Here is a 25,731-nt window from a genome sequence, read left to right as displayed (position 1 = left end):
GCTATATGTCAATTTTTGAAAAACAAGAGTCTTTTTGGACAAATCAGTTTGAAGAAGATGATGTTCTTATTCATTTGCCTTATAAAACGACTTTAAAACATTTAGGTGATACGAATCATCACAATTTTATTTATAGATCTTTATCATCCGATGTTTCGCAAAAAATCAAGTCTATATCTAAGGACTCTAATATGGCGATTTATGCGATTTTATTAACTGGGATGAAGTGCCTACTTCATAAATACACGAGTGAGAACAATATTATTATTGGTATTCCAACGATGGAAGAAAAGAATAGTGATCTTTCGCTTTCCAATAAGTTTTTAATATTAAAAAATCGTATAGATAGTAATAGTTCATTTAAATCTATATTTAATCAAGTGAAACTAGGTTTAAGTGGAGCCATCCAACATCAAAGAATACCTTTTAGAAAAATGGTCGAACAGTTAAATCTGCAATATGATTCGAACCACTTACCTATGATCAATACCATGGTCTCTTTAAATGAAATTCATTCAATCGATTATGAAAAGGACGTAAGTTCAGATACTATTTTTCATTTCGATCTGGAAAATGATGCAATTCATTTGAAATTATTTTTTGATGAAGATCGTTACGATGAAGAGTTTATGGTTCAAGTGATTGAACATTTAGACCAATTCTTTTCCATTGTTTTAAACCAACCTGAACTAGAGATTAATAACGTAGATATGCTCTCAGAGACACATAGAAATAAGCTATTATTTGATTTCAACGATACAGTGGTGGAGTATCCACAGAACAAGACGATGCATCAATTATTTGAAGAACAGGTGGAACGAACACCAGATCATGTAGCTGTGGTATTTGAGAGTAAACAACTAACGTACAGAGAACTAAATCAACAATCGAATCAATTGGCTAGGACGCTTCAATCTAAAGGTGTACAGGTGGGGCAGTTAGTTGGAATTATGGCGGAACGCTCGCTTGAGATGGTCATAGGCATATTCGGTATTCTAAAAGCAGGTGGCGCTTATGTTCCAATTGATCCAGAATACCCGGAAGAACGTATTCATTTTACATTAGAGGATTCGCAAGTGAAATGCTTGTTATTGCAAAGTCATTTACAGGAACGAGTATTTTTTGCAGGAACATCCATTATTTTAGATGATGAACAAAGTTACGATAATAATCGTTTGAACTTGGAGCACGTAACGAGTTCGCGTGATTTGGCTTATGTAATCTATACATCAGGAACAACAGGAAATCCTAAAGGAGTTATGATCGAACACGGCAGTATTGCAAATTCCATTCAGTGGAAATCAGAATTTTACAAATTTACTGAAGAAGATCGGGTATTGATGCTGAATCCATTCGTTTTTGATTCGTTTATTACCCATTTTTTTGGGCCCATTAGTTCTGGATCGACGGTATATGTGTTAAGTCAACAACAATGTAAAGATGCTATAGCCATTAACACCATCGTAAAAAAACAGGGAATCACGCATATGCAAAGTCCACCGAGTTTCTTGATGACCTTATTGGAAAGTGTGAACGCAGAAGATTGGATTTCGATGAAGAATGTCGTCGCCGCAGGAGAGAAGATCATACCTGCCTTAATACACAAATTACAGCACATTAATTCGCATATCGAAATTTGTAATGAGTATGGCCCAACCGAGAATAGTGTCGTATCAACGGTTCTTTCTATTCATCATGCGGATCAAGACATTTCAATCGGCAAGCCTATTGCGAATAATAGAATCTATATATTAGGGGAACAAAATGGATTACAGCCTATTGGCGTACAGGGAGAATTATGTATAGCCGGAGCAGGACTCTCTAGAGGTTACTTGAACCAACCGGACCTTACGGCAGAGAAATTTGTAGATGACCCGTTTGTTGCAGGAGCAAAAATGTACAAGACGGGTGACTCAGCCAGGTGGCTGCCAGATGGGAACATTGAATATATAGGAAGAATGGATCATCAAGAGAAGATTCGTGGATACCGGATCGAACTTGGCGAGATAGAAACAGCACTCTTAACAATAAAAAAGGTTCAAGAGGCCGTTGTCATTGCCCGAGAAGATGAAGTGGGAACGAAGCAATTATGCGCATACCTGGTTGGTAAGGATGCAATAGAGATAGGAAAACTGAGAGAAGAGTTGTCCCACAAACTACCAAACTATATGATTCCGTCCTACTTTGTACAACTAGATCAGATGCCACTTACGACAAATGGAAAAGCCGACCGCAAAGCGTTACCTGCCCCGAAGGAAAATATGTTGAAAGGAATGGCGTACGAAGCACCAGCAACTTTTGTGGAACAACAACTCGCATCCATCTGGGAAGTGGTATTAGGAGTTGAGAAGATTGGGATTTCGGATAATTTCTTTGAACTTGGTGGGGATTCTATTAAATCTATTCAAGTTTCTTCGAGATTATATCAAGCGGGCTATCAGGTACAAATGGAACATTTGTTTAAATATCCGACCATAGCAAGCTTAATTTCATATGTTCATCCCATTAGTGCAATGTCAGAGCAGGGAATCATAACTGGAAAAGTGATGTTAACCCCAATTCAACATTGGTTTTTTGAGCAATATAAGGTGGATGCCCATCACTATAATCAATCTATAACGTTATATCGGGAGGATGGTTTTCACGAAGCTACACTTCGCCATGTATTACATAAAATTTGTGAGCACCATGATGCGCTTCGCATCGTATATAACCAAACGGAAAGTGGTTATGAAGCATGGAATAGAGGGACGGAAGATGAACCATTATATAGCCTTGAAATTATAGATTTCAAGAACATAGCAGATCCTTCTCAACAGATAGAGGATAAAGCCAATGAAATTCAAAGCAGTATCCATTTGCATAAAGGACCCTTGATGAAGTTAGGCCTATTCCAATGTGCAGATGGAGATCATCTATTGATCGTTATTCACCATTTGGTCATAGACGGGGTTTCGTGGCGAATATTGATAGAAGATGTCTCAAAGGGATATGAACAATTACGTAATGAAGAACCGATTCAATTCCCTCAAAAAACAGGTTCATACCAATTATGGGCAGAACAATTGGAGTTGTATGCGGGTAGTGAAGTGATACAGCAAGAGCTTGAATATTGGAATGAAATAGAACAAGTCGAATGTAATCCGTTACCTAAAGATGATGAACAGGATCATGCACTAACAAAAGATAGTGAAGAAATAACGTTAGAATGGACAGAAGCAGAAACGGAACAACTATTAAAACAAGCGAACCGTGCTTACAAAACGGAAATCAACGATTTGTTGCTAACCGCATTAGGCATGTCTATTCATCAGTGGACAGGCATGGATAAAGTCCTTGTGAATCTGGAAGGGCACGGAAGAGAACAAATTATAGCAGATCTTGATATTACACGTACTATTGGATGGTTTACGAGCCAGTATCCTGTTGTACTAGATATGGAAGCAAGTACAAATATGTCGCACCTCATCAAGAGAATAAAAGAAGACCTTCGCCAGATTCCGAAAAAAGGAATTGGTTATGGTATTGCAAGGTATTTAGCAGATGCTCAATTTAAAATAAATCCAGAAATTAGTTTTAACTATTTGGGACAATTTGATCAAGATATTCAAAATACTGCGATGAAGATATCCCCTTACTCTAACGGAGTAGCAACAAGTGAAAACCACACAAGAAATCATCTTATTGATATGAACGGTCTAATTGTGGAAGGAAAGTTATCACTTTCATTTCGTTATAGTCGCACACAATATCACAAAGAAACGATAGTTCAATGGACTAAACTATTTAAAGATAGTCTACAAGAAATTATTAGGCATTGCGTAACGAAAGAGAAACCAGAGTTAACCCCAAGTGATATTTCGTTAAAAGGAATAAATATAGAAGAATTAGAAGGATTTGTGCAGCAATCCGAACATATTGGTGAGATAGAAGATATATATGCTTTATCGCCTATGCAAAACGGAATGTTTTTCCTTAACCTCCTTAATTCAAGTTCTGATGCTTATTTTATTCAAACAACGCTTGATCTTCATGGATCTTTAGATGTGGAAGCTTTTACAAAGAGTTTAAATCATCTGATACGACGAAATGTCATTTTCAGAACTAATTTTCACAGTAAATGGACAAATAATCCATTGCAAGTCGTATATCGTAATAAACAGAATGGACTCATATATGAAGATTTGCGTGAAATGAATGAAGAAGAACGTGAAGCATATGTGGCATCTTATACGAGAGAAGATAAAATTAAAGGTTTTGACTTATCTCAAGATGTGTTAATGCGTATCTCAATCTTGCATACCCATGATGAAACATATCGTTTTATTTGGAATTATCATCATATTTTGATGGATGGATGGTGTCTGTCTCTTGTAATAAAGGAGCTATTCGATGGATACTTTGCGATTCAAGAACAAAGAAAACCTGAGGAGAAGGTAGCGATCCAGTATAGTCAATATATCGAATGGCTAGCAAAACAAGATCATGATAAATCTTTGAAATACTGGAGTGAATATTTAAAAGGGTATGACGAGCAAACGACTCTGCCGAAAGAAAATACAATAACGAAGAGTGACGAATATTGTTCAGAGAATATGATTTATAAGCTAAGTAAAGAATTGACTGGGCAAATGACACAAATCGCCAGTCAGAATCAAGTTACGTTGAATACGTTAATGCAGACCGTATGGGCCATTTTACTGCAAAAATATAATGGAAGTGACGATGTTGTATTTGGGAGTGTTGTATCAGGCAGACCCTCGGCCATCATAGGCATCGAAAACATCATTGGCTTATTTATTAATACCATTCCAGTACGTATTCATGCCCAAGGCAATGAAGCATTTATTGAAGTAATGAAACGGAATCAAGAACAAGCCGTCGCTTCTCATCATTACGATACGTATCCATTATATGAGATTCAAGCTATAACGCAGCAAAAACAACATTTGATTGATCATATCCTGGTGTTTGAGAATTATCCCGTACAAGGCATTATGGAACAGTTTGGGGATCAAGAGAAGACAGCTCTTAAGATTACGAATGTAGAAGCGGATGAACAAACGAATTATGATTTTAACCTGATTATAAAACCAGGTGAAGAGATGAAATGGATGTTTTTTTATAACGCAAACGTCTATGATCAAGCAAGCATAGAACGAATTCGAGGTCATTTGATACAAATTTTGGCGCAAGTGATAAAAAGTCCACAAATTAGTATCGATGAAATAGAGTTAATAACACCACAAGAGAAAACACAAATTTTAGAGGTATTTAATGATTCCATGGCTGACTATCCATTAGACAAGACGATTCACGGGTTATTTGAAGAGCAAGTGGTACGAACTCCCGAACAAGTGGCTGTTGTATTTGAGGATAAATACTTAACCTATAAAGAATTGAATGAAAAAGCCAATCAATTAGCAAGAACACTGAAATCTGAAGGGGTAGAAGCGGATCAGTTAATTGGGATCATGGCAGAACGATCATTAGATATGATCATTGGAATCATGGCGATTATGAAAGCGGGTGGAGCCTACGTACCCATTGACCCAGAATATCCAGCGGATCGTATTCACTATATGCTTGAGGATTCGGGAGTACACTTATTATTGTTACAAAGTCATTTACAAGAACGTATTTCTTTCGCAGGAAAGGTTGTTATGGTAGATGATCATGAATTTTATCATGAAGATCATTCAAATTTAGGAATAACCGTTGCTCCATCGGGATTAGCCTACGTAATTTATACTTCAGGAACGACAGGTAAACCGAAAGGTACGTGGATTGAACATAAAAATGTCGTTCGTTTATTGTTCAATAGTAAAAATTTGTTTGATTTTCATGCATCAGATACATGGACTTTGTTTCATTCATTTTGTTTTGATTTTTCTGTATGGGAAATGTATGGTGCTTTACTCTATGGTGGAAAATTAGTCATCGTGCCTCAAATGACGGCAAAAAGTCCAGAACAATTCCTACAATTGTTAAAAAATGAGCAAGTGACGATATTGAATCAAACACCCACTTACTTCTATCATCTCCTTCGTGAAGCGCTACAAGATCATGGAAGAGAATTGAAATTAAGAAAAGTAATTTTTGGTGGAGAGGCACTCAATCCATCGTTATTAAGTGAGTGGAAGGTAAAATATCCATTAACACAGTTGATTAATATGTATGGAATAACGGAAACAACGGTTCATGTGACCTATAAAGAAATAACAGCAATTGAAATACATGCGGGTAAAAGCAATATTGGCAAACCGATCCCGACTTTGCAAACGTATATTTTGGATAAACACCAACGAAATCAACCTATCGGAGTGCAGGGAGAGTTATATGTAGCAGGTGAGGGGCTTGCTAGAGGTTATTTAAACCGACCTGATTTAACAGCAGAGAAATTCGTAGATAACCCTTTTGTGATAGAAGGGAAGATGTATAGAACAGGAGATGCAGCGAGATGGTTGCCGGATGGAAATATTGAATATCTAGGACGGATTGATCATCAAGTGAAAATTCGCGGTTATAGAATCGAGCTTGGCGAAGTGGAAACAGCGCTTTTAAAAATAGACTCTATTCAAGAAGCAGTGGTGATTGCTAGGGAGAATAATGATGGGTCAAAGCAGTTATGTGCGTATTTGAAAGGGAACAGCTCACTCACAGCCAAGAAAATGAGAATGGAATTATCTCAAAAAATCCCAGATTATATGATTCCATCTTATTTTATTCAATTAGAGCAAATGCCGTTAACATCAAACGGGAAAATCGACCGAAAAGCATTACCTTCTCCAGAAGAAAGCATGCAAAAAGGAACAGAATATATGGCGCCAAGAACATCTACAGAACAAACGATAACTTCTGCTTGGGAAGCTGTGCTCGGCGTTCAGAATATTAGCATATCAGATAATTTCTTTGAACTCGGAGGCGATTCGATTAAATGCATTCAAGTTTCCTCACGCTTGCTACAAGCAGGTTATAAAGTTGAAATGAAGCATTTTTTCACCTACCCCACTGTAGAAGAGTTAAGTTTACACGTTAAATCAGTAAGCACCATTTCTGATCAAGGGGAAGTTACGGGACAAGTGATGCTCACCCCGATTCAACGCTGGTTCTTCGATCAAAATATGGTGGATGCGCATCATTACAATCAGGAAATGATGTTTTATCGAGAAAAAGGATTTGAAGTTAGTTACATTCACCAAGTGATGAATAAGATGGTTGAGCATCATGATGCACTTCGTATGGTATTCCTCAAGACAGCTGAAGGCAGATATGAAGCAAGGAATCAGGGGATCGAGGAAGATGAATTATTTAGTCTAGAAATCATGGATCTTAGGAAAGAAGTAAACCCTGCACAAATCATTGAAAATAAAGTGAAAGAAATTCAGAGTAGTATAAATATAGATCATGGGCCGTTGATAAAACTAGGATTGTTCCAATGTGCTGAAGGGGATCATTTATTAGTTGCAATTCACCATTTAGTGGTAGACGGGGTTTCATGGCGTATTTTATATGAAGATATTCAATCAGGACTTGATCAATTTTTAAGGGGTCAAGAAATTCAGTTTCCACAAAAAACGGCTTCGTATAAACTATGGGCAGAACAATTATCTATTTATGCAAACAGTCCTGAAATGGAGCAAGAATATAAATATTGGCATTGTATTGAGCAGGTTGATATGAAACCACTGCCTAAAGATATTGACTGTGACTATACCATAGGGAAAGACAGTGAAGTGATAACCATACAGTGGACAGCAGAAGAAACCGAACAATTATTGAAGAAGACACATCATACGTATAATACTGAAATTAATGATCTATTGCTAACGGCACTTGGAATGGCTATTCATGATTGGACAGGTATGGAAGAAATCATTGTGAATTTAGAAGGTCATGGGAGAGAACAAATCATTCCAGACATGGATATCACCCGAACAGTGGGTTGGTTTACGAGTATGTACCCTGTGATCCTTAGTATGAAAGCTGCGACAGATGTATCAAGAAGGATTAAGACGGTTAAGGAAGGATTACGCCAGATATCAAACAAAGGTGTTGGTTATGGTATTCTAAAGTATTTGTCACATTCTCATAAAGAATTTATTCTTGAAAAAAATCCTGAAATTAGTTTTAACTATATGGGACAGGTGGATCAAGGTTCAGAAAATGATGGAATTAAATTTTCATCTCATTCTAGTGGTCCGTCAGTAAGTGAAAACAACAAAAGGCCATTTTTACTTAATATCAATGGGATCGTTATAGAAGGCAGGTTGTCGCTCACAATCAACTATAGTCAAAGACAATATCGGCGAGAAACAATGGAGCAACTGGCTTCGCTCTTTAAGGAAAGTCTCAAGGAAGTGATTGTCCATTGTGTTACGAAAGAACGAACCGAACTTACACCAAGTGATATTTCATGCAAGACATTAACCATTGATCAACTGGATCGCTTAGTGGGACAAACACAACACATAGGTCGTATAGAAAATATTTATCCGTTAACACCGTTACAGAAGGAAATGCTGTTTGAAAGTGAACGGAATCCAATTTCGGGAGCTTATTTTGTACAAATCATGTTTGATATGCGTGGGGATTTCGATGTTACATCTTTTGCACAGAGCTTGGATCATTTAATGCAAAGACATGCGATATTAAGAACTAATTTTTATAGTGATTTCATGGATATCCCTTTACAAATCGTTTATCAAGAGAAGAAATTCGAATTTAATTATGAAGATTTACTGGATATGAAGGAGATTCTACGTGAGGGATATGTTAACGATTATATCCAACAAAATAAGGCAAGAGGATTTGATTTACAACAAAATTCCTTAATACGTATGACTGTTTTACGAACAAAAAATGAAGAATACCGCGTTATATGGAGTTTTCACCATACTTTAATGGATGGTTGGTGTATGTCTCTTGTAAGCAAGGAAATATTTGAAAATTACTTTGCTATTCGGGAGAAAAGAAAACCTGAAATGACTTTACTGACGCCATATAGTCAATTTATTGAGTGGCTAGAACAACAAAACAGTGAAGAAGCAATAAAATATTGGGGTCATTACTTGGAAGGTTATGAAGAGCAAACGAAATTGCCTGGAGAAAAAATAAAAAGAAAGAATGTAAGACAAGATTCACAAACTTTAAACTGTTATTTGGATGATGTACTGATCAAGCAAATGAAGCAAATAGCGGAGCAGAATCAGGTTACCATGCACACATTAGTGCAAACGGCTTGGGGTATTTTACTACAGCAATATAATGAAAGTAACGATGTTGTATTCGGAAGTGTTGTATCAGGCAGACCGCCTGTTATTCCTGGTATTGAAAGTATGATTGGATTATTTATAAATGCAGTGCCTGTTCGAATTCAATCGGAGGGAGAAGAATCTTTTATATCATTAATGAAAAAAACTCAAGCACAAGCTGTTGTGTCACATGCTTATGATACGTATTCATTATATGATATTCAAAATTTAACCAAACAAAAACAATCTTTAATTAACCACGTTGTTGTATATCAGAATTTCCCTGTTGAAGAGCAGCTGGAGGATTTGGGTAAATACGGCGAAAAGCCTCTTGAAATTATGAATGTTGAGTGTGCAGAACACAATAGTTTTGATTTTACTTTAATAGTCAAGCCCCATGATCATATGAAGATAATATTGCTATATAATGCAAATGTATATGACTCATCAACAGTAGAAAAGATTCAAGAGCATTTTATCGCTATCATTAAACAAGTGGTAACGAATTCCGAGGTTAAAATAAATGAACTTGGAATGATTACGTCGAGTAGTTTTTAGTACACGTAAAAGAAAATAAACTATTAAATGGCTTTGATTTATGATTGAATTCTTCTCTCTTGTTTAATCAGCGCTCACGTGATTTGTCGGTGGAAGAATCACCGTCAATGGCGTGAGTGTTTGTTCTTTAGGAAAAATACGTTGAATAAACGGCCATCTCTTTTAAAGAATAATTCTTTTCCTTGACTTTCTCGAGAGCGATTATGTAATATTGTACCGGTAAACATAAATTAGGCATTGACCAAAGACATGATTTCCTTCACGAACTGTCCAGAGAGAGAAGTTTACGCTGAAAGCTTCTCCAGTTACCGGTTGTGAAATTACCCCTTTGTAGCCGTGGCGTTGAACCCGTCGATTAATATTTCGCGGCTGTAAGCGACACCGCCTTATCCCCGATACCGGATACCAATGAGGTCCTTGCATCTGTATGTTTTGGTGAATAGCCAAAGATGATACGTTGTAGGTCGAATTAGGGTGGAACCACGAGCTGAACGCACTCGTCCCTTCTGGGAGAGATGCGTTTTTTTGCGTTCAAAAATAATGAAAAATTAAGAATGGAGGCTAAATCATGGAGATCAATGTAACTTTGCCAGATGGAACAATTAGGAGGTATCAACGAGGAACGACCATCGAACAAGTGGCGGAATCCATTAGTACAGGTTTGAGGAAAAATGCTGTAGCTGGAAAGATCAACGGAAAACTCGTGGATCTTAACCATCTGATCGAGCGTGATAGCCTCATCGAAATTGTTACACTTGACAGTAAAGACGGTCTGGAGATATATAGACACAGTACGGCTCATGTAATGGCTCAAGCCATTAAACGTATTTATGGAGATAAGGCCGTCAAGCTCGGAATTGGACCGGTTATCGAAGACGGGTTTTATTATGACATCGATATAGAAAAACCACTGTCCAGTGATGATCTTGTCACAATTGAAAAAGAGATGGAAAAAGTTATACAAGAAAACTTACCAATTGTTCGCCGAATCGTAAGCCGCACAGAAGCGATTAAGACATTTGGGGAACTCGAAGAACCGTTAAAGTTGGAACTCATTCGTGATTTGCCAGAAGATTCCGTAATCACTATTTATGATCAAGGTGAATTTTTCGACCTATGTCGAGGACCACACCTTCCCTCTACAGGCCGACTCAAGGCATTCAAGCTGCTGAATGTGGCGGGTGCCTACTGGCGTGGAGACTCTAATAATAAAATGTTGCAACGCATTTATGGGACTTCATTTCCGAAGAAAGCCCAACTTGAAGACCATTTACATTTTCTTGAGGAAGCGAAGAAGCGTGACCACCGCAAGCTAGGCAAAGAACTTGAATTGTTTATGTTCTCTGAAGAAGCGCCAGGAATGCCTTTTTATCTTCCGAAGGGTATGGCGATCCGTACAGAGCTTGAAAACTTCGCGCGTGAAATACAGAGACAGCGGGATTATGATGAAGTACGTACACCGCTTATGATGAATAATCGGATTTGGGAGCAATCTGGACATTGGGATCATTACAAAGATAACATGTACTTCACCAATGTAGACGAAACGAAGTATGCTCTTAAACCTATGAATTGCCCAGGACATATGCTCATTTTCAAAAATAGCTTACACTCCTATCGAGAATTGCCTATTCGTCTTTCGGAATTTGGTCAAGTACACCGCCACGAATTTTCCGGCGCACTTAACGGAATGATGCGAGTTCGTACATTCTGCCAGGACGACGCACACCTTTTCGTATTACCTGAGCAAATTGAAGATGAAATTAGCCGTGTCATTGACCTAATTGGCTATATTTATCAAGTATTTGGTTTTGAATACAAGATTGAGTTATCGACTCGGCCAGAAGATTCTATGGGTTCTGAGGAGCTATGGAACGAGGCAGAAAAATCTTTACAAAATGTCCTGGATAAACGTGGCATTGCGTATCGTGTTAATGAAGGCGATGGCGCCTTCTACGGTCCAAAGATCGACTTCCACATTTTAGATGCGCTTAAACGAAGCTGGCAGTGTGGGACGATCCAATTGGATTTCCAGATGCCTGAAAAGTTCGATCTTTCTTACATTGGTGAGGATAACCAAAAGCACCGACCGGTCGTTATACATCGCGCTGTTTATGGATCGATTGATCGATTTATAGGTATTTTAACCGAACATTTTGTCGGTGCTTTCCCACTATGGCTTGCACCCGTCCAAGCCAAGCTATTGCCTGTTTCAGAGAACTATATCGACTATGCTTTTCAAGTGAAGAAATCATTAGAAGAGGCTGGTATTCGTGTCGAAGTAGATATACGAAATGAAAAGCTCGGATATAAAATTCGTGAAGCCCAACTTGAAAAAATACCTTACATGCTCGTACTTGGTGAGAACGAGAAGAATTCCGATAGTGTGTCTGCGAGAAAGCGAGGTGAAGGAGACCTTGGCTCCAAAAGTATCCTAGAGATTATTGGACAAATTAAGGAAGAAATTCATGCTAAAAAATAAGCTGATTTCGGTTGATTGAAGATAAGGCCCGCTCGCCAAATTCAGAAGAAGGCTACCCATCTCATTGAGATGAGTAGCCTTCTCCGCTTGTAAAACTCATTATAAGATGTGTTAACGAATTTAGGACTTTGAAGGCGCTGCGGGTTATTGTTGCCCACTCGCTTTAAGCTCCGATATTAGACCAGTGCGCTGGACGAGTGAGTGACGGAGGCAACTTTGTATCGGCATTCCCCTTCGCCGCGTTGAGCTGAGCTTGGGTAAGAAAGATACTATCGGTAAGGTTGGCGCCTCTAATGTCAGCATCTCGAAAGTCAGCCCCGATGAGGTCAGCTAGTCTCAGGTCAGCGCTTCTGAGATCAGCGGCAATAAGGTAGGCGCCTCTCAAGTTAGCGCCTCTGAGGTCGGCGCCTCTGAGATTGGCCCCGATGAGATCGGCTCCTCGGCCCTGGGTCTTCTTACGCCCCGGGCGGTCCTTCTGTTGGGCTCGCACGAGTTCGCTGGTCCGTAGGAGCAGAGCATTGACATCTGCCCGATGTGCTGCCACATCCAGTTCCATGAGAGAGTCGGGACTGAGGTGAGTAAGACGCTCCGTCTCGTCGAGTAACGTGCTGAGCGCACCGTGGATCGTGCGGGCCGGTTGTAACGTCAGCGCTTCGGTTAGATACCAGAGCAGCTCATGGAGTTGCCGCATGATTGGGAACACCTCGAACATTTGCTTCGCGGATTCTGGGGCTTGTCGCCAGTTGTGTCCTCCGAAGGTGTCTTGGGAAACCTTTTGTCCTGCTCCGAAGCAGTCATAAACAGTGCAACCTCGAAAGCCCAGCTGCCTGAGGTTTTTGTGAACACCGCAGCGGAAGTCCGATTGCAGGTTAAGGCAGGGTTGGCCGGCGTCTTTGTCGATCGCGAAGTCTACCGAAGCTGCAAAGGGCAGCGCGGCACAGCACAAGCCGAAGCAGTTCTCGCATTCAGATTGCAGACTGAGGCGACTCCTATCGGAGATAGATCCTGAATATTCGTGATTCTCAGACAATGGGTAGCTTCCTTCCGTTTCACCGTATTTCCATACTTACATAGTCTAATCTAAAGGTAAGCCTATGGGATGTTAATAGGATGTTCTCTTATGTATAAAAATGAATTTTTCCTCAATTCTTATATACTATTACTGAATATTTTCTCTGTCAATCTTTGTTTGCAAGAGGGGTTGTCCCATAAGTCGTGAAAATGGCTAGGGACACCCCATTTGTTTTTTTTGTAGGGGAAAGTTAGATATTCTGAGAGACACTCCGCGAACGGATCGTTTCTCCAATCGCTGTGGTCTCCAAATTTCTGAATTAATCTCGCGTAGCGGTTGGAATTCGGAGACCAAGGCATATGCTTACGAAGTAGCTTTCCTTTGGAAATTCAGGCAACCGCTACCGCTTTTCCGAAATCGTTCCGTCCTCTGCGCTACTTTGAGCATAAACTGTCAACCTTTCTCATCCACAACCATCTGATATATATCGTAACTTTTGTAAACTCCTTCGGCACTTATATATAGAATACAGACAAGAGGAGGTGAATGAACGTGTTGCAATGGATTGAAAAGGCGAAAACAGGAGATCGCGAAGCCTGTGATCATATTGTTCGTCAATTTACAGCTATGGCTCATACTGTTGCGTATGAAAAACTGCATGATTCCCATTTAGCGGAAGATGCAGTTCAAGAGGCGTTTGCGGAAGCATTTATCCATTTGAGTAAGTTAAAAAAATCGGAAGCTTTCCCTGGATGGTTTAAAACGATAGTTATTCGTCAATGTCATCGTCTTATACGTAGGAAACAACCGCAAACAGTACCATTCCAGGAAATCATCCAAACTGCCGAGATACAAGTAGATGTATCGGAGATTGTTGAAAGAAGAGAAATGCAGAAGTTACTACATGAATCCATAGCAACTTTATCGCCAAACATGCGAGTAGCGGTTCAATTGTTTTATTTTCACGGCTATTCTCTTCAAGAAATCTCTTCTTACTTGGGTACACCTGTTTCTGCATTAAAAAAAAGGCTATTTGATGCTCGTAGCAAATTGAAAGGAACATTACCCGTTGCCGATTTCGTATCCGTATTCCACAATCTTTACGAAGGGGGAAAAAGTATGCTACATATTGTAAACGGTGATTCCGTTGCGGAAAAGCTACGGCAAGGCGTCGTCCAAGGTGATATTCTTGTATGGAGGGAGGTATATCCCGAAGGACCCATATTTGTAGATCCAACGGAATATGCAAACCGGTCGGTTCGTGCGCAATACTTGGAAAAAGCAATGGGAATTCCGAGTGCAGAACATATACGTATAAGCAAAACACAGGAGAAAGTATTAGTTGATTTTAATAAATATGAGGAAATTGTGTTATGGTTCGAACATGATCTATTTGATCAGACGATGTTATGTTATTTGCTTCATTGGTTTGCGCAGCAATCGTTAGGTAAAACAAAGCTAAGCTTGTTGTGTATCGGAACTTTTCCAGAGATCAAATTATTCCGAGGCTTAGGTCAATTATCTGTTAAGCAAATGGAAACTTTATCAGGAACATGGCAAGCTGTCGGGCAGGAGGAACTGGAGCTCGGAAGCGCTATGTGGGAGGCGTATGCCTCTTCAGATCCGATGAAACTCTATCAAATGTTGCAAGGAGATACGTCAGCTTTACCATTTGCACATAACGCATTTCAGCTTCATTTATCACGGTTGCCTTCCACTCATAATGGACTTGGAATTGTAGAGCAAACAACATTAGAGATGGTCCATAGTGGTCTGAATTCTCCGCTGGGATTGTTTGAGCATGTGGGAAATAAGCTACATGAGCTCGGCATGGGTGACCTTCAATATTGGCATAACTTAGCGAAAATTTCACAAGGTCCATTCCCGTTGCTAAATATCGAAGGACTACAGACATTTCCCAACTACAAGGATCCATCGCCGTCATTTCGTCATTGTAAAGTTGTTCTAACAGAGTTAGGCAGGAACGTCATGGACGGGAAAGAAGATAGAATATCGATGAATGGAATAGATGAATGGTATGGTGGTATACATCTACATAATCATCCTAGACAATGGCGATGGGACACATCCCGAAAAATAGTAGTTATGGTAAGGAGTGAAGAAAAAGAGTGTTAACGAGAGAAAAATTTGAAAACCAACAAATTGGGTTATATGTATTAGCAATCATTATTGGTGTGATTGTCGGGCTAGTCAATCCAGAAGCAGGTTCCTCACTTCATATAACGATTTCCCCATTAATTGCTATACTTCTGTATGGAATGTTCGCGCAGATTCCATTTCTTCAAATTCGGGAATCTATATCAAATGCAAGATTCATTGGAGCTTTACTGGTCTCTAACTTTATTATTGTTCCTCTTTTGGTTTGGATATTAACCCAATTGTTTCCGCAGTCTCCGCCTATTTTAGTAGGTGTGTATTTAGTACTACTAACTCCATGCATCGATTATGTCATTGTTTTCACAAAACTTGGGTTAGGTAATGAAAGGCTTATGTTAGCAGCAACTCCTGTATTATTCGTTGTTCAAATGATTCTCCTTCCGTTCTACTTGTGGTTGTTTATGGGACAGGAGACTGCTGAAATAATGAAGATTGGACCCTTTGTAGAAGCATTTTTCTTCCTGATTGTTATCCCTCTACTGCTTGCGATCATTACGCAATTATGGGCGAAAAATAATCAAAAAGGGACAACCGTATTAAATGTAACGGCTTGGTTGCCGGTTCCGTTTATGGTAATTGTCCTTATCGTTGTAGTAGCTTCACAAATAGGGAAAGTCTACAATGATTTTGATGTCATCATACGTGTAATCCCAATTTATATTTTATTTCTAATCTTGATGCCATTTCTATCTAGAATAATTGCTGTGTTATTTCGTTTAGATTTGGGAGCAGGAAGAGCACTTATTTTTAGTTCAGGAACGAGAAATTCGCTTGTTGTTCTTCCTTTGGCGTTGGCTTTACCAGATGAATGGGCTACAGTAGCCAGCGCAGTGATTGTGACTCAAACCATTGTGGAGCTGGTAGGTGAACTCATTTACATTAGATTTGTTCCTTCAATTGTTCTACGAGATAATTAACACAAAAAAATGGGAGTAGCACTCAATAGTGCTACTTCTTTTTTATCATATTTGACTCACATTAGCTGGATAATCTCCCGTTATTTATTTCATCATGGGCTAACGCAATACGGATTTAATTGCAGCTTCTGATTGGGTGATCATTGTTTCGGGGGGCATATGGAGATTGCAAAACTTTTTGATCAGGAAATAAATATAGTAGAAGAATGGTTAACTCTTGTTTCAGATAGGTTTTCCAGAGAGACCATCGTTCTAGTATTAGAAGAAAAGTATAGAATACATTCACAAAAAAAAGCATTTCAATGCCTATGCTGTAACTACCCCTAAGCCTTGTTCTTCGTGAGGAGTCTCCGCACTTTCGGCATTTAGGAGAGCTATGCCCAAGATGCCCAAGCGCAGATAATTATGTTAACCGTATTCAAAGTGGTGAGAAAACTCAAACCCACCGTGTTGGCTGAACCATTCTTCGCATCTATTTGGAGGGACACAATATTACAATAGAGTAAAATTTTTACTTCATTTATCATTGACAGATTTTAACAAGGAGATGATAATAATTGTAACTTATAGAAAAGGAAGGGGAGACAGCAAACCAGTTTTTATTTGAGTGGAATTTGTAAACGTAAGGATTCGGTTGTACCCTCACACATTAACCCTTTGAAGGAGTGTAGTTATGTACGATAAAATCGCAGACATTTTGTGCGCTATCAAAGAAGACCAACCGGAACTCCGCCAATCCCTGTCCCCCGAAACGGATCTGAACAACGATATAGGCCTCGATTCTCTGGAAATGATCCAGTTTATGCTCAAAGTCGAGGATCAGTTTAACGTGGCCATTGACTATGACCAATTCGATTACGAACATCTCCAGTCGATCGACGCTTTTACCGCTTTTCTGAAAAGCTGCCAGCCGCAGGAGCAGCCGTTGTACGAAGATGTTAAGCAGTGAAGCCGGCGTGATTCCGAAAACCGTTATGGGTACCTTCGATCCCGAAACGCGCTGGAGGGATCCGGATCTGGCCCGGCTACCCGCTATGCCTGATAAGGACCGTGAATCGATCGTCCTGTGCATGGACGAGCTGCTCTTTCCGTTCTGCGGGCCGGACGATGTCCTCTACAGCCGTTGCAAAATCGATCCGGCGCTGCACGAGTACCTGAACGGGTTGGGCTTTTCTTTTCGGACCCGTTATCACTATGATTTGAACGATGAGAAGGAGCCCCTGCCCGGACCGGACGTTTTCAAGCGGTGCATGTTCAGGCTTGCGGCCGATCAAGCCCAGCTTCTTAAATCGGCAAACAGAGTGCTGCAGGCGTCCAGTTCCGGTTATCCCGAGGGTGCGCTCTTGCCGGAATCTATCTCTCCGGTGAATGCCGCCGGAGATTTACGGCAATCGCAATCACCGGGTAAAGCGGTGTTCACCTGCGCCGCAAAAATTCTGTCTCCGTACGCCATTACGGCGGATACGGAAGCTTACCTGCACGCCGCCGGACCGTTGGGTCCTCTGCCGGACCTTGAGACGGTTATACGCGTTAACTCAAAGATGTACTCCAACCGGCTCCTGGTCAGAATCGGCGAGAAGTGCTATGGCACGGAGGCGAACAGCGCAGCGGAAATGGAGGCGGCCGGAAGTGCGCTTCTGAAGCGGGGGCCGTATCTGCTGAAAGATCCCTTTGGCGTTTCGGGTAAGGGCAATCTGCTCATCGACAGCGAAGCCATGCAGCGAAGGATAGCGGAGCACCTGTATAAACAGGAGGGAAGCGGATTGCGCTCTCAATTCCTGCTGGAGCCCCTGCTGATGAAAGAGACCGACTTCAGTTCTCACTGGTTCATCCGGGAGAGCGGTGAGACGGAATTCATCTCCGTTCAGCGGATGATTAATCACCAGCAAAATTACGGCGGGTCTATCAAAGCGGATGAAGCTTTTATCCTCCTGCTGGAGAACGCAGGCTATTTCAGCGTGCTGGAGAAAGCGCTCCGGCTTCTGGCGGAGGACGGCTACCACGGCTTCGTCTGCTTCGACTCCATGATACTGGAGGACGGGGGAGTCGTATCCATTGTGGAGATTAACGCCCGCAAGTCCATGGGCCTCATTAACGCTTTTCTCGATAAATGCTGGGAAACGTACGGCCTTACCGGCTGGCTTACTTTCTTGTCCCTCGGTCTTCCGGAAGACTTTGCGTTCGGGAGGCTGCTGCAGGCTCTGCACGAATCCCGTCTTCTGTTGACAGCCCCCGGGGGGTACGGGATCGTCCCTCTCTCATCTAATACCGTAATGGTAAACGAGATTCTGACCCGTCGCCGTATCGCCGAGGGAACGCAGAACAAACGGGGCATGCCGAAGGGACGGCTGTATATATCGGTGGTGGGCCGTGACGACGGACACCGCAGCAAACTGGTCGAAAGCCTACGGCAGGTGCTCGCCGACTTGTCCGTTAAAGTGTACAACTAAATTTGGAACTCGGGAGCTGCGCATGAATTCATTTTCGGTTACCTTCACAAGATCCTGTCCACCCAAAAAGCATTCCATGCTGATTTCTCCGTTGCCCGTATGGGGCATAAGCTGGTCGGTTCGCTTCTGCCTTTCGCAGCCGTATGGCTGCTCTGGAAACAGGCCGTGAAGGGGTACAGCAGCGCGAGCAGTTAGACGGATTTTCTGTCAAAAAAGGCAGCCGGGCGGCTGTATGCGTTTGGACACCTGCCTAGACTGCTGCCTCTTGCCTGTGTCTGCTGGAAGCTCCAGGCAATTAAAAATATCAGGGTTTCTATCCTACACTTAGAAAAGGAAGTGCCAACGTATGCCGAACATTGCGACAACCCAAGGCCGCACCTCGTTAAATTGCGTATTTCAGGAGCCGGATCGGATCGAACTTATAGAGGAGCGGGTGCCCGAGCCGGGACCGGGACAAATTTTATGTGCGGCCAAAAAGTCGCTGATAAGTACAGGAACGGAGTTAGCTTGTCTGAAGGGGCGTTTCGACGAGGGGACGGTCTGGTCATCTTGGGTTCGGTACCCATTCTATCCGGGATACTCCATGGCGGCGCAAGTGCTGGAGACAGGAAGCGGCGTGGAGGGAATGAAGGCCGGTGACAGGATCATCTGTCCGGCCGGACACAGCCAGTACTTCCTCGCGGATTATAAGGAAGCGGCGCTTATCCCCGATTCGATCCGTGACGAAGAGGCGATTTTTACGCAGATCGCGAAGGTTGCCCTGCTGGGGGTCCTGCGCGCCGAGCCCGCATTCGGAGAAAGAGTGGGAGTCGTCGGGCTCGGTCTTATCGGCCAGCTTGTCATCCAGTATCTGAATGCGGGCGGTGCGCGCCAGATTATTGCGATTGCACCGGACAGCTTCCGTCTGGACCAAGCCCGCAGAAATGGGGCGACCGATCTGCTGAATATTCCGGTGGCTGAAGCATTCGGACCGGTAGAAGAACTTACCGGAGGCAGAATGCTGGACACGATATACGACGTGACGGGTTCTTACGCCGTACTGCCCTACTGCACGCAGTTGACCCGGGACCTGGGCAAAGTAATCCTGCTGGGTGATTCGACGGAACCTTCTAAGCAGACTATCGGGCCCAAAGTAGTCTTTAATTCGGTCAGCGTACTAGGGATTCACGGCCGGATGATGGAGGGTTTTAAAGGCTGGACGGAATCGGACATGAACGGGTTCATATTCGAATCTATCCGTCGCGGGAAACTGGACGTCTCAAGTCTCATTACCGAAGAAGCAAGCCCGCTCGAAGCCGTATCGGTCTATTCCCGGCTCGCCGGGCGTAAGTCCGATTTTATGGGAGTTTTGTTCGATTGGACGCAATTATAATAGCAGAGGAGGTATACATATGAGAGCGTGTAACCGGCTTACGATGAAAGAGAAAATCGGGCAACTGCTTATGACAGGGTTCGAGGGCCTTATGCCGGATGCGAATATCGGCGATCTTTTGCAAAATCATTTCACCGGGGGAGTCGTGTTCTTTTCCCGTAATCTGGACAACCCTGGGCAGGCATTCGCTTTAACGCAGGAACTCCAGCGGATGGCTATGGCTGCGACGGGTATACCGCTGTGGATCGGAACGGATCAGGAGGGGGGCATGGTAGTCCGGGTAAGGCAGGGGATTGCGCAGCTGCCTGCGGCGATGGCCCTGGGAGCGGCACGCGATCCCGTGCTGCTCTACGAAGCCGCCAAGGGAACGGCGGAGGAGCTGAAGACGCTGGGCATCAATATGAATTTCGCGCCGGTGGTGGACATCAACGTCAATCCGCGAAATCCGATCATTGATGTCCGCTCGTTCGGAGACGATGCCGAACTTGTCGCCGAGCTGGGGATCGCCGCCATGCTCGGTTTTCAGGACGGAGGAATCGTCTCCGTCATCAAGCACTTTCCCGGGCACGGTGATACGGAGACGGATTCCCACGCGGAGCTGCCGGTCGTGAGGCATTCCCTTGAGCGACTGCGGTCCGTGGAGCTCGTGCCGTTCCGGCAGGCTGCGCGGAACGGGGCCGAAGCCGTCATGACGGCCCACGTCGGGATTCCGGTGCTCAGCGGCGGAGAGTCCGTTCCAGCCACACTCTCCCGGGAAATTCTGACGGGCTTGCTGCGGGAAGAGATGGGATTCGATGGACTTATCGTGACCGACTGCATGGAGATGAACGCCGTAACGCAGGGAATCGGCGTGGGGGAGGCAGTCGTCCGGGCCGTGCTGGCCGGAGCGGACCTTCTTCTCGTCAGCCATACGTACGAAAGCCAGCTGGAGGCGGTGGCTGCCCTGGAACGTGCGGTGGCGGACGGGCGTCTGCCGGAAGAGCGGATCGATGCTTCCGTGGAGCGCATCCTTCGTCTGAAGGAGCTCCGCATCGGAGAGCTGCGGGAGCGCAGTTGGGAGGAGACGCGGACCCTGCTGGAAAATCCGCGGACGCTCCGGACGATTGAGCGGCTCCGCGAGAAAAGCATCACCGCCGTTAACCGTGAACCGGATTTTTGCCGGTTGTCTCCCGGAGTCGGCACGCTCGTACTCTGGCCGCAAATGGCGGCCGCCTGCAAATCCGAGGACGAGCCGCTATATGATGACACTCTCGGCAGCTGCCTGTGTCCTTTTATTACGGCAAAGTTGACGGAACGTGTATACGGGACCAGTCCGAGTCCGGATGAGATTGCGGCCTTGGCCACCGAATCGAAAGAGTATGGGCAGATCGTCGTGGGAATTTTCCACACGGCTTCTAATCCCGGGCAACCAGCTTTGGTCCGCAAGCTCTTGGCGGGAGGGACCAAAGTCATCCTGGTCTCCCTGCGCAATCCCGTCGATCTCGCGGCATTCCCGGAAGCCAAGGGCTTTCTGGCCTGTTACGAGCATCACCCGCATACCCTGCAGGCCCTGTCCCGTGTTCTGATGGGCATGGCGGAGCCTGCCGGAATACTACCGGTCACGCTTCCGGATCACTCATCAGAAGGGAGAGAATCAATTGAACCCCGTTCAGCTTCCGTTGTTGAATCCGCCACTTAAAGGATTTTTGCGGTGGGCCTACACGCTTTCGATCACCAGCGTCCACGAAGAAACCATTCCTTGGTATTACAGCAATTTTATCCAGTTGTCCTGCACCAAAAAATTTCTGGAGGACGGCAGGCAGTACTTTGTCGATTTTTTCCGGGGCATGCCCAACGAACTGCATTACAACAATCCGTTTCTTGTCACCTGCTCTGTCGATTATACGATTCTGGAGACTTTGCAATTGGACGCCTGGCCAAAATTTTTCGCGGATCTGATCCGCAACGACTATTATTGCGTCGTGTTTTTGGACGAAGCCAGGCTATCCCCGGCGGCCTCCTATCAGAAAGAGCCGTTCCCACATCATCTTTTTCTATACGGTTTCGATTGGGACGAAAGTGTCTTCTATGCTTCCATGTTCGACCATACGGGAGTATACCGCAATTTGCAGATCTCGTTCCAGGAGTTCCAGGATGCCGTCCAGTCCATGAGACAGCTTTTGAAGGAGAACCTCACGGCCGATCATCAAACGTATTTTTACAAGTACGAGCCGCATTCTCCTTATCCTTTCGATAAAACGACTGCGATCGACCAGCTGCGCGATTACCTTAACGGGGAGACCCATTTAAACCGGATCAATTACAATCCCGACGAGGAAGCTTACGGAATCAAGGTATACGACTATCTGCAAATGTACTATGATGCCGTAGAGAACAACGATTCCCGGCTGGGTGATCGCAACGATGTGAGGCACCTTCATGTCCTCTGGGAGCATAAAAAAATGATGAGCGAGCGGATCGGATATCTGGTGGATGAGGGGATAATCCCGTACGACGAAGAGCTTGTGGAAGGCTACAAGGATGTGACCAAAAGGGCGATGAAGCTGAGGGATCAGTACATTCGTCATGAAATCCGCGAAGATAAGGCAGTGTTTGAACGGCTGAGGCTCCGGTTCGACCAATTCCGGGATGAAGAGCCTGTTCTCATGCAAAAACTGATTACACTGCTCGAAGGCTGAAAAAAAGCCCCCGGGGAGAACCTTCGGAGCTGGATGCGATACATACCGGAAGGCCAGGTTTTCTACGTGGGCTCTAAGTTAGAGATTTTTTAATCTAATCCTTATTATTAACTCAAACTTCGCAGCTTCCCATCATTCTCAAAGAAGGAGAGCTTGTTCATTATGGTAAAGAAGATACAGAATATCCTAACTGGATTTTTTGTAAGTCTACAACCACTGATAAAGAAGGATGGGTGCCAAGTGGTTTTGTAATAAATGTTTGATGTACATAGGGGTAGGTATTGTCGGAGGTACTATCATCACAGGGATTCACTCCCACTGACCGCAAATAGCGGTACAATTAATGTAACCAATGGCTTATGTTCCGCTGACATATAAAAACATCAGCATTGTACTTGTTTATCGTAATATATCTACTGCCTCGGGTACAATATATGCAGATAATAATCTGTCATTCCGCATTACTTCCGATGCATATCTAGACCTTTTTGAGATAGAGGGCGTTGGAATCGCCAACGGGGATAAATTCTGGTTCAACACCAATCGAAGTACAAAAGCGGGTGATACCGCTCACGACGGAGTGCACTATTTCAACATTTACAGCGCCTCCTAAATAACAAAATAGCCTCTCAGTATTCGCCGAGGCAGATGGGACAAGGGTTTCCTCGTACCATCCAAACTTCCTTCCTCCTACAATACGTAGGGGGATTTTTTATTTTAACCCCTTTTTGCTGATTTGAAAAAAATATTAAAAAGTGGCTGAATTTCCAAAAAAGTAATTGATAAGTTTCAAAATCATCCACAATTTCGTAGAGGAGTATGACCTTTCTACATCTTGCGATTGGAGTGTTACTCTTGAAACCTGCTTTTGTTCCTCATACGGATTACTGCAAACATCCCTTGTGAAACGCCAATTTTCAGAGCAAATTTTTTTGGTTCAGCTCGTGCAATTTTTGGATAGTTCTGACTTTTTCGCCTAGTTTCAATCCTGATCAACTCCAAAAAACAAAATAACCCCGTAAATAATCTATTTACGGGGTTCGAGCTCATGATGCCTGTTTTATCGGAGTAAATGCTGAAGTACCCAGCACTCTAATATTTTATTTTCACTGAACAACTGATGCACAGATAACTTTGCAAGGGCGAGGCAGAGCATTGATGGATAAATTATTTAAGAGGGCTTGCTGCTTGCTGTATAAGGGATAATTGTACATTAAACACATATGTACAAAATAATATGTAAAGTTCATTATAGTAATCCATGGAAAACCCTTTGCAAAGGGTGCTGAACCGTACCACAAATAGTGGTAAAGTAGAGGGTAGATGACTTTATCTACGAAGTGAAAGGACAATGAAATGAAAGAAATATTGTTCAAATACATGACTAAATTTACATCCCTTAACGAAGAAGAATAACAGGTGATTGTTGATGATATCCTTATTGAAGAAAATAAAAAAGGAACAGTTCTCCTTAGACAAGGAGATGTTCCTACGAAATGTTATTTCGTGTTGAAGGGATGCGTAAGGCAGTATTCGATCAATGAAGCGGGAAAAGAGGTCACAACGAATTTCTACACAGAAGAGCAAGCCGTTACGATCTTCAATCAACATAAACAAGAGAAGTCATCCCCGTATGCCTTAGCTTGTCTGGAAGACTGTATCGTGGTTGTTGGTGATCTTGATGCCAAACAGGACATGTTCAGCAAATACTTGCAATTGGAATCCATGACACGCAAGATGGTCGAGGAGAACTTTGGTCAAGTACAAGATGAATATGCTGCTTTTATTGCTTCTACACCTGAAGAACGCTTCAATTCGCTATTACTGAACCGACCACATTTAATCGATCGCGTGCCCCAATATCAATTGGCAAGTTATCTCGGGATTACCCCCGAGTCATTAAGCAGAATCAAGAAACGAGTCCATCATCCATAAAGACAATCATGAAGACTGATGTTAGGCCGGTATAGGGTTTTTCCCGCCTTTGAACAACAGCCATAACCCAAAGCCCAATTCTCCTACAATCATTGGCACCATAAATACATATTTAAGTATAGTAGTGATGCCATCGTATTGTGGAAGAAACGTGTTACATAGGTGAATGAGCATATAGCCTACACCAGCAATCAACAATAGGATACTAATGATTTTCGGTATACTGCCTGATGTGATAGCCACATAGCCCACAATCAATAAATGCCCTCCGAAAATAATTAAACCAATCGACCAAATCGACTCGAATGCATTTAAAAATAGCATCATAAGGGCTTGAAGTTGTTCGGTTGTAAATAATCCTAAATCGTCTGTACTACTCGAGAGCAGCCGCCCGAGTATTAAATTCAATATGGCTATGCCCAATATAGCCCCATAGGTAAGACGGAACCACGCACCGAGCAATGAAAGGCTTGTATTCACTGGCTTCAGGAAAATATAGAAAGCCCAGGCGACCACGATGTCACAGATCAGGATGATGACCCAACCAAAGATTTCAGCATTGAAAAGCATGCTGGATGACCTTATGTTATGAAATGTGGCGCTGGCATCTCCTGGTATCACAAGGTTAGCATGGACAAAGCCATAAGAGAAAAATGCAGCAAGTGTCATGATTATTAGCGATATGCCCGCAATGAATGCAGATTGTCGCTGATCCGTTCGTTGTATTTTGGTGGTAGCCATCGAATAACCCCCTAGAGTTCTGTAATGAATTCATTGTAATCGAAGGGTTATGACGGTTTCATTGACTTAAATCAAGGGAAATCTCGATATGAACGACCTCAGCGGACAGTAAGTCCGTAACAAATGAATACGATGAGTTCCTAAAGAAGTATAT

At 42.8% G+C, this 25,731-nt stretch carries 11 protein-coding genes and 2 pseudogenes; 11 read left to right on the top strand and 2 right to left on the bottom strand.

Going from position 1 to position 25,731, the window contains the following annotated elements; all coding sequences use genetic code 11:
• Positions 1-5: 5 nt before the first annotated feature.
• Positions 6-9,812, top strand: a complete 9,807-nt coding sequence (locus tag UB51_RS09490) for a non-ribosomal peptide synthetase (RefSeq protein ID WP_052675834.1) — start codon at positions 6-8, stop codon at positions 9,810-9,812.
• A gap of 568 nt (positions 9,813-10,380) precedes the next feature.
• On the top strand, positions 10,381-12,294 hold the full coding sequence (thrS, locus tag UB51_RS09485; RefSeq protein ID WP_044877090.1) for a threonine--tRNA ligase: 1,914 nt from the start codon (positions 10,381-10,383) through the stop codon (positions 12,292-12,294).
• Positions 12,295-12,457: 163 nt separating this feature from the next.
• Here the strand turns inward: thrS and UB51_RS09480 are convergent, their stop codons facing one another.
• Positions 12,458-13,324: a pentapeptide repeat-containing protein gene (locus UB51_RS09480; RefSeq protein WP_044877089.1), complete on the bottom strand. Its 867-nt coding sequence runs from the start codon at positions 13,322-13,324 to the stop codon at positions 12,458-12,460.
• Positions 13,325-13,852: 528 nt separating this feature from the next.
• Here UB51_RS09480 and UB51_RS09475 point away from each other — a divergent pair.
• The 9 genes and pseudogenes from UB51_RS09475 (at position 13,853) to UB51_RS09440 (ending at position 24,836) form a co-directional block, all read left to right on the top strand.
• A complete protein-coding gene (locus UB51_RS09475; RefSeq protein WP_234405592.1) occupies positions 13,853-15,442 on the top strand; it encodes a sigma-70 family RNA polymerase sigma factor in 1,590 nt (529 codons plus the stop codon).
• A 47-nt stretch (positions 15,443-15,489) separates the two neighbouring features.
• Complete coding sequence (locus tag UB51_RS09470) at positions 15,490-16,401, top strand: arsenic resistance protein (RefSeq protein WP_445322374.1); 912 nt, start codon at positions 15,490-15,492, stop codon at positions 16,399-16,401.
• Between the two features lie 673 nt (positions 16,402-17,074).
• Entirely contained in the window at positions 17,075-17,350 is a 276-nt protein-coding gene (locus UB51_RS09465; protein WP_044877086.1) for an acyl carrier protein, read from the top strand.
• Positions 17,337-18,851 carry a hypothetical protein gene (locus UB51_RS09460; RefSeq protein ID WP_044877085.1) on the top strand — a complete coding sequence of 505 codons (1,515 nt, stop codon included), beginning with the start codon at positions 17,337-17,339 and terminating at the stop codon, positions 18,849-18,851. The genes UB51_RS09465 and UB51_RS09460 overlap by 14 nt, the downstream gene beginning before the upstream one ends.
• 346 nt (positions 18,852-19,197) lie before the next feature.
• On the top strand, positions 19,198-20,223 hold the full coding sequence (locus UB51_RS09455) for a zinc-dependent alcohol dehydrogenase (protein ID WP_044877084.1): 1,026 nt from the start codon (positions 19,198-19,200) through the stop codon (positions 20,221-20,223).
• A 19-nt stretch (positions 20,224-20,242) separates the two neighbouring features.
• Positions 20,243-21,901, top strand: a complete 1,659-nt coding sequence (locus tag UB51_RS09450; protein WP_044877083.1) for a glycoside hydrolase family 3 protein — start codon at positions 20,243-20,245, stop codon at positions 21,899-21,901.
• On the top strand, positions 21,861-22,901 hold the full coding sequence (locus UB51_RS09445; protein WP_044877082.1) for a hypothetical protein: 1,041 nt from the start codon (positions 21,861-21,863) through the stop codon (positions 22,899-22,901). Before UB51_RS09450 ends, UB51_RS09445 begins: the two co-directional genes overlap by 41 nt.
• Positions 22,902-23,026: 125 nt before the next feature.
• Positions 23,027-23,164, top strand: a pseudogene (locus UB51_RS29425) (SH3 domain-containing protein); the annotation flags it as partial.
• Positions 23,165-24,257: 1,093 nt separating this feature from the next.
• Positions 24,258-24,836 (top strand): annotated as a pseudogene (locus UB51_RS09440) (Crp/Fnr family transcriptional regulator).
• A 21-nt stretch (positions 24,837-24,857) separates the two neighbouring features.
• Here UB51_RS09440 and UB51_RS09435 read toward each other — a convergent pair.
• Positions 24,858-25,577, bottom strand: a complete 720-nt coding sequence (locus UB51_RS09435; protein ID WP_044877081.1) for a DUF4386 domain-containing protein — start codon at positions 25,575-25,577, stop codon at positions 24,858-24,860.
• Positions 25,578-25,731: the final 154 nt, after the last annotated feature.

Origin of the sequence: Paenibacillus sp. IHBB 10380 (assembly GCF_000949425.1) — a bacterium.
Taxonomy (GTDB): Bacteria; Bacillota; Bacilli; order Paenibacillales; family Paenibacillaceae; genus Paenibacillus_AQ.
This window is presented reverse-complemented; position numbering and strand designations above follow the sequence as displayed.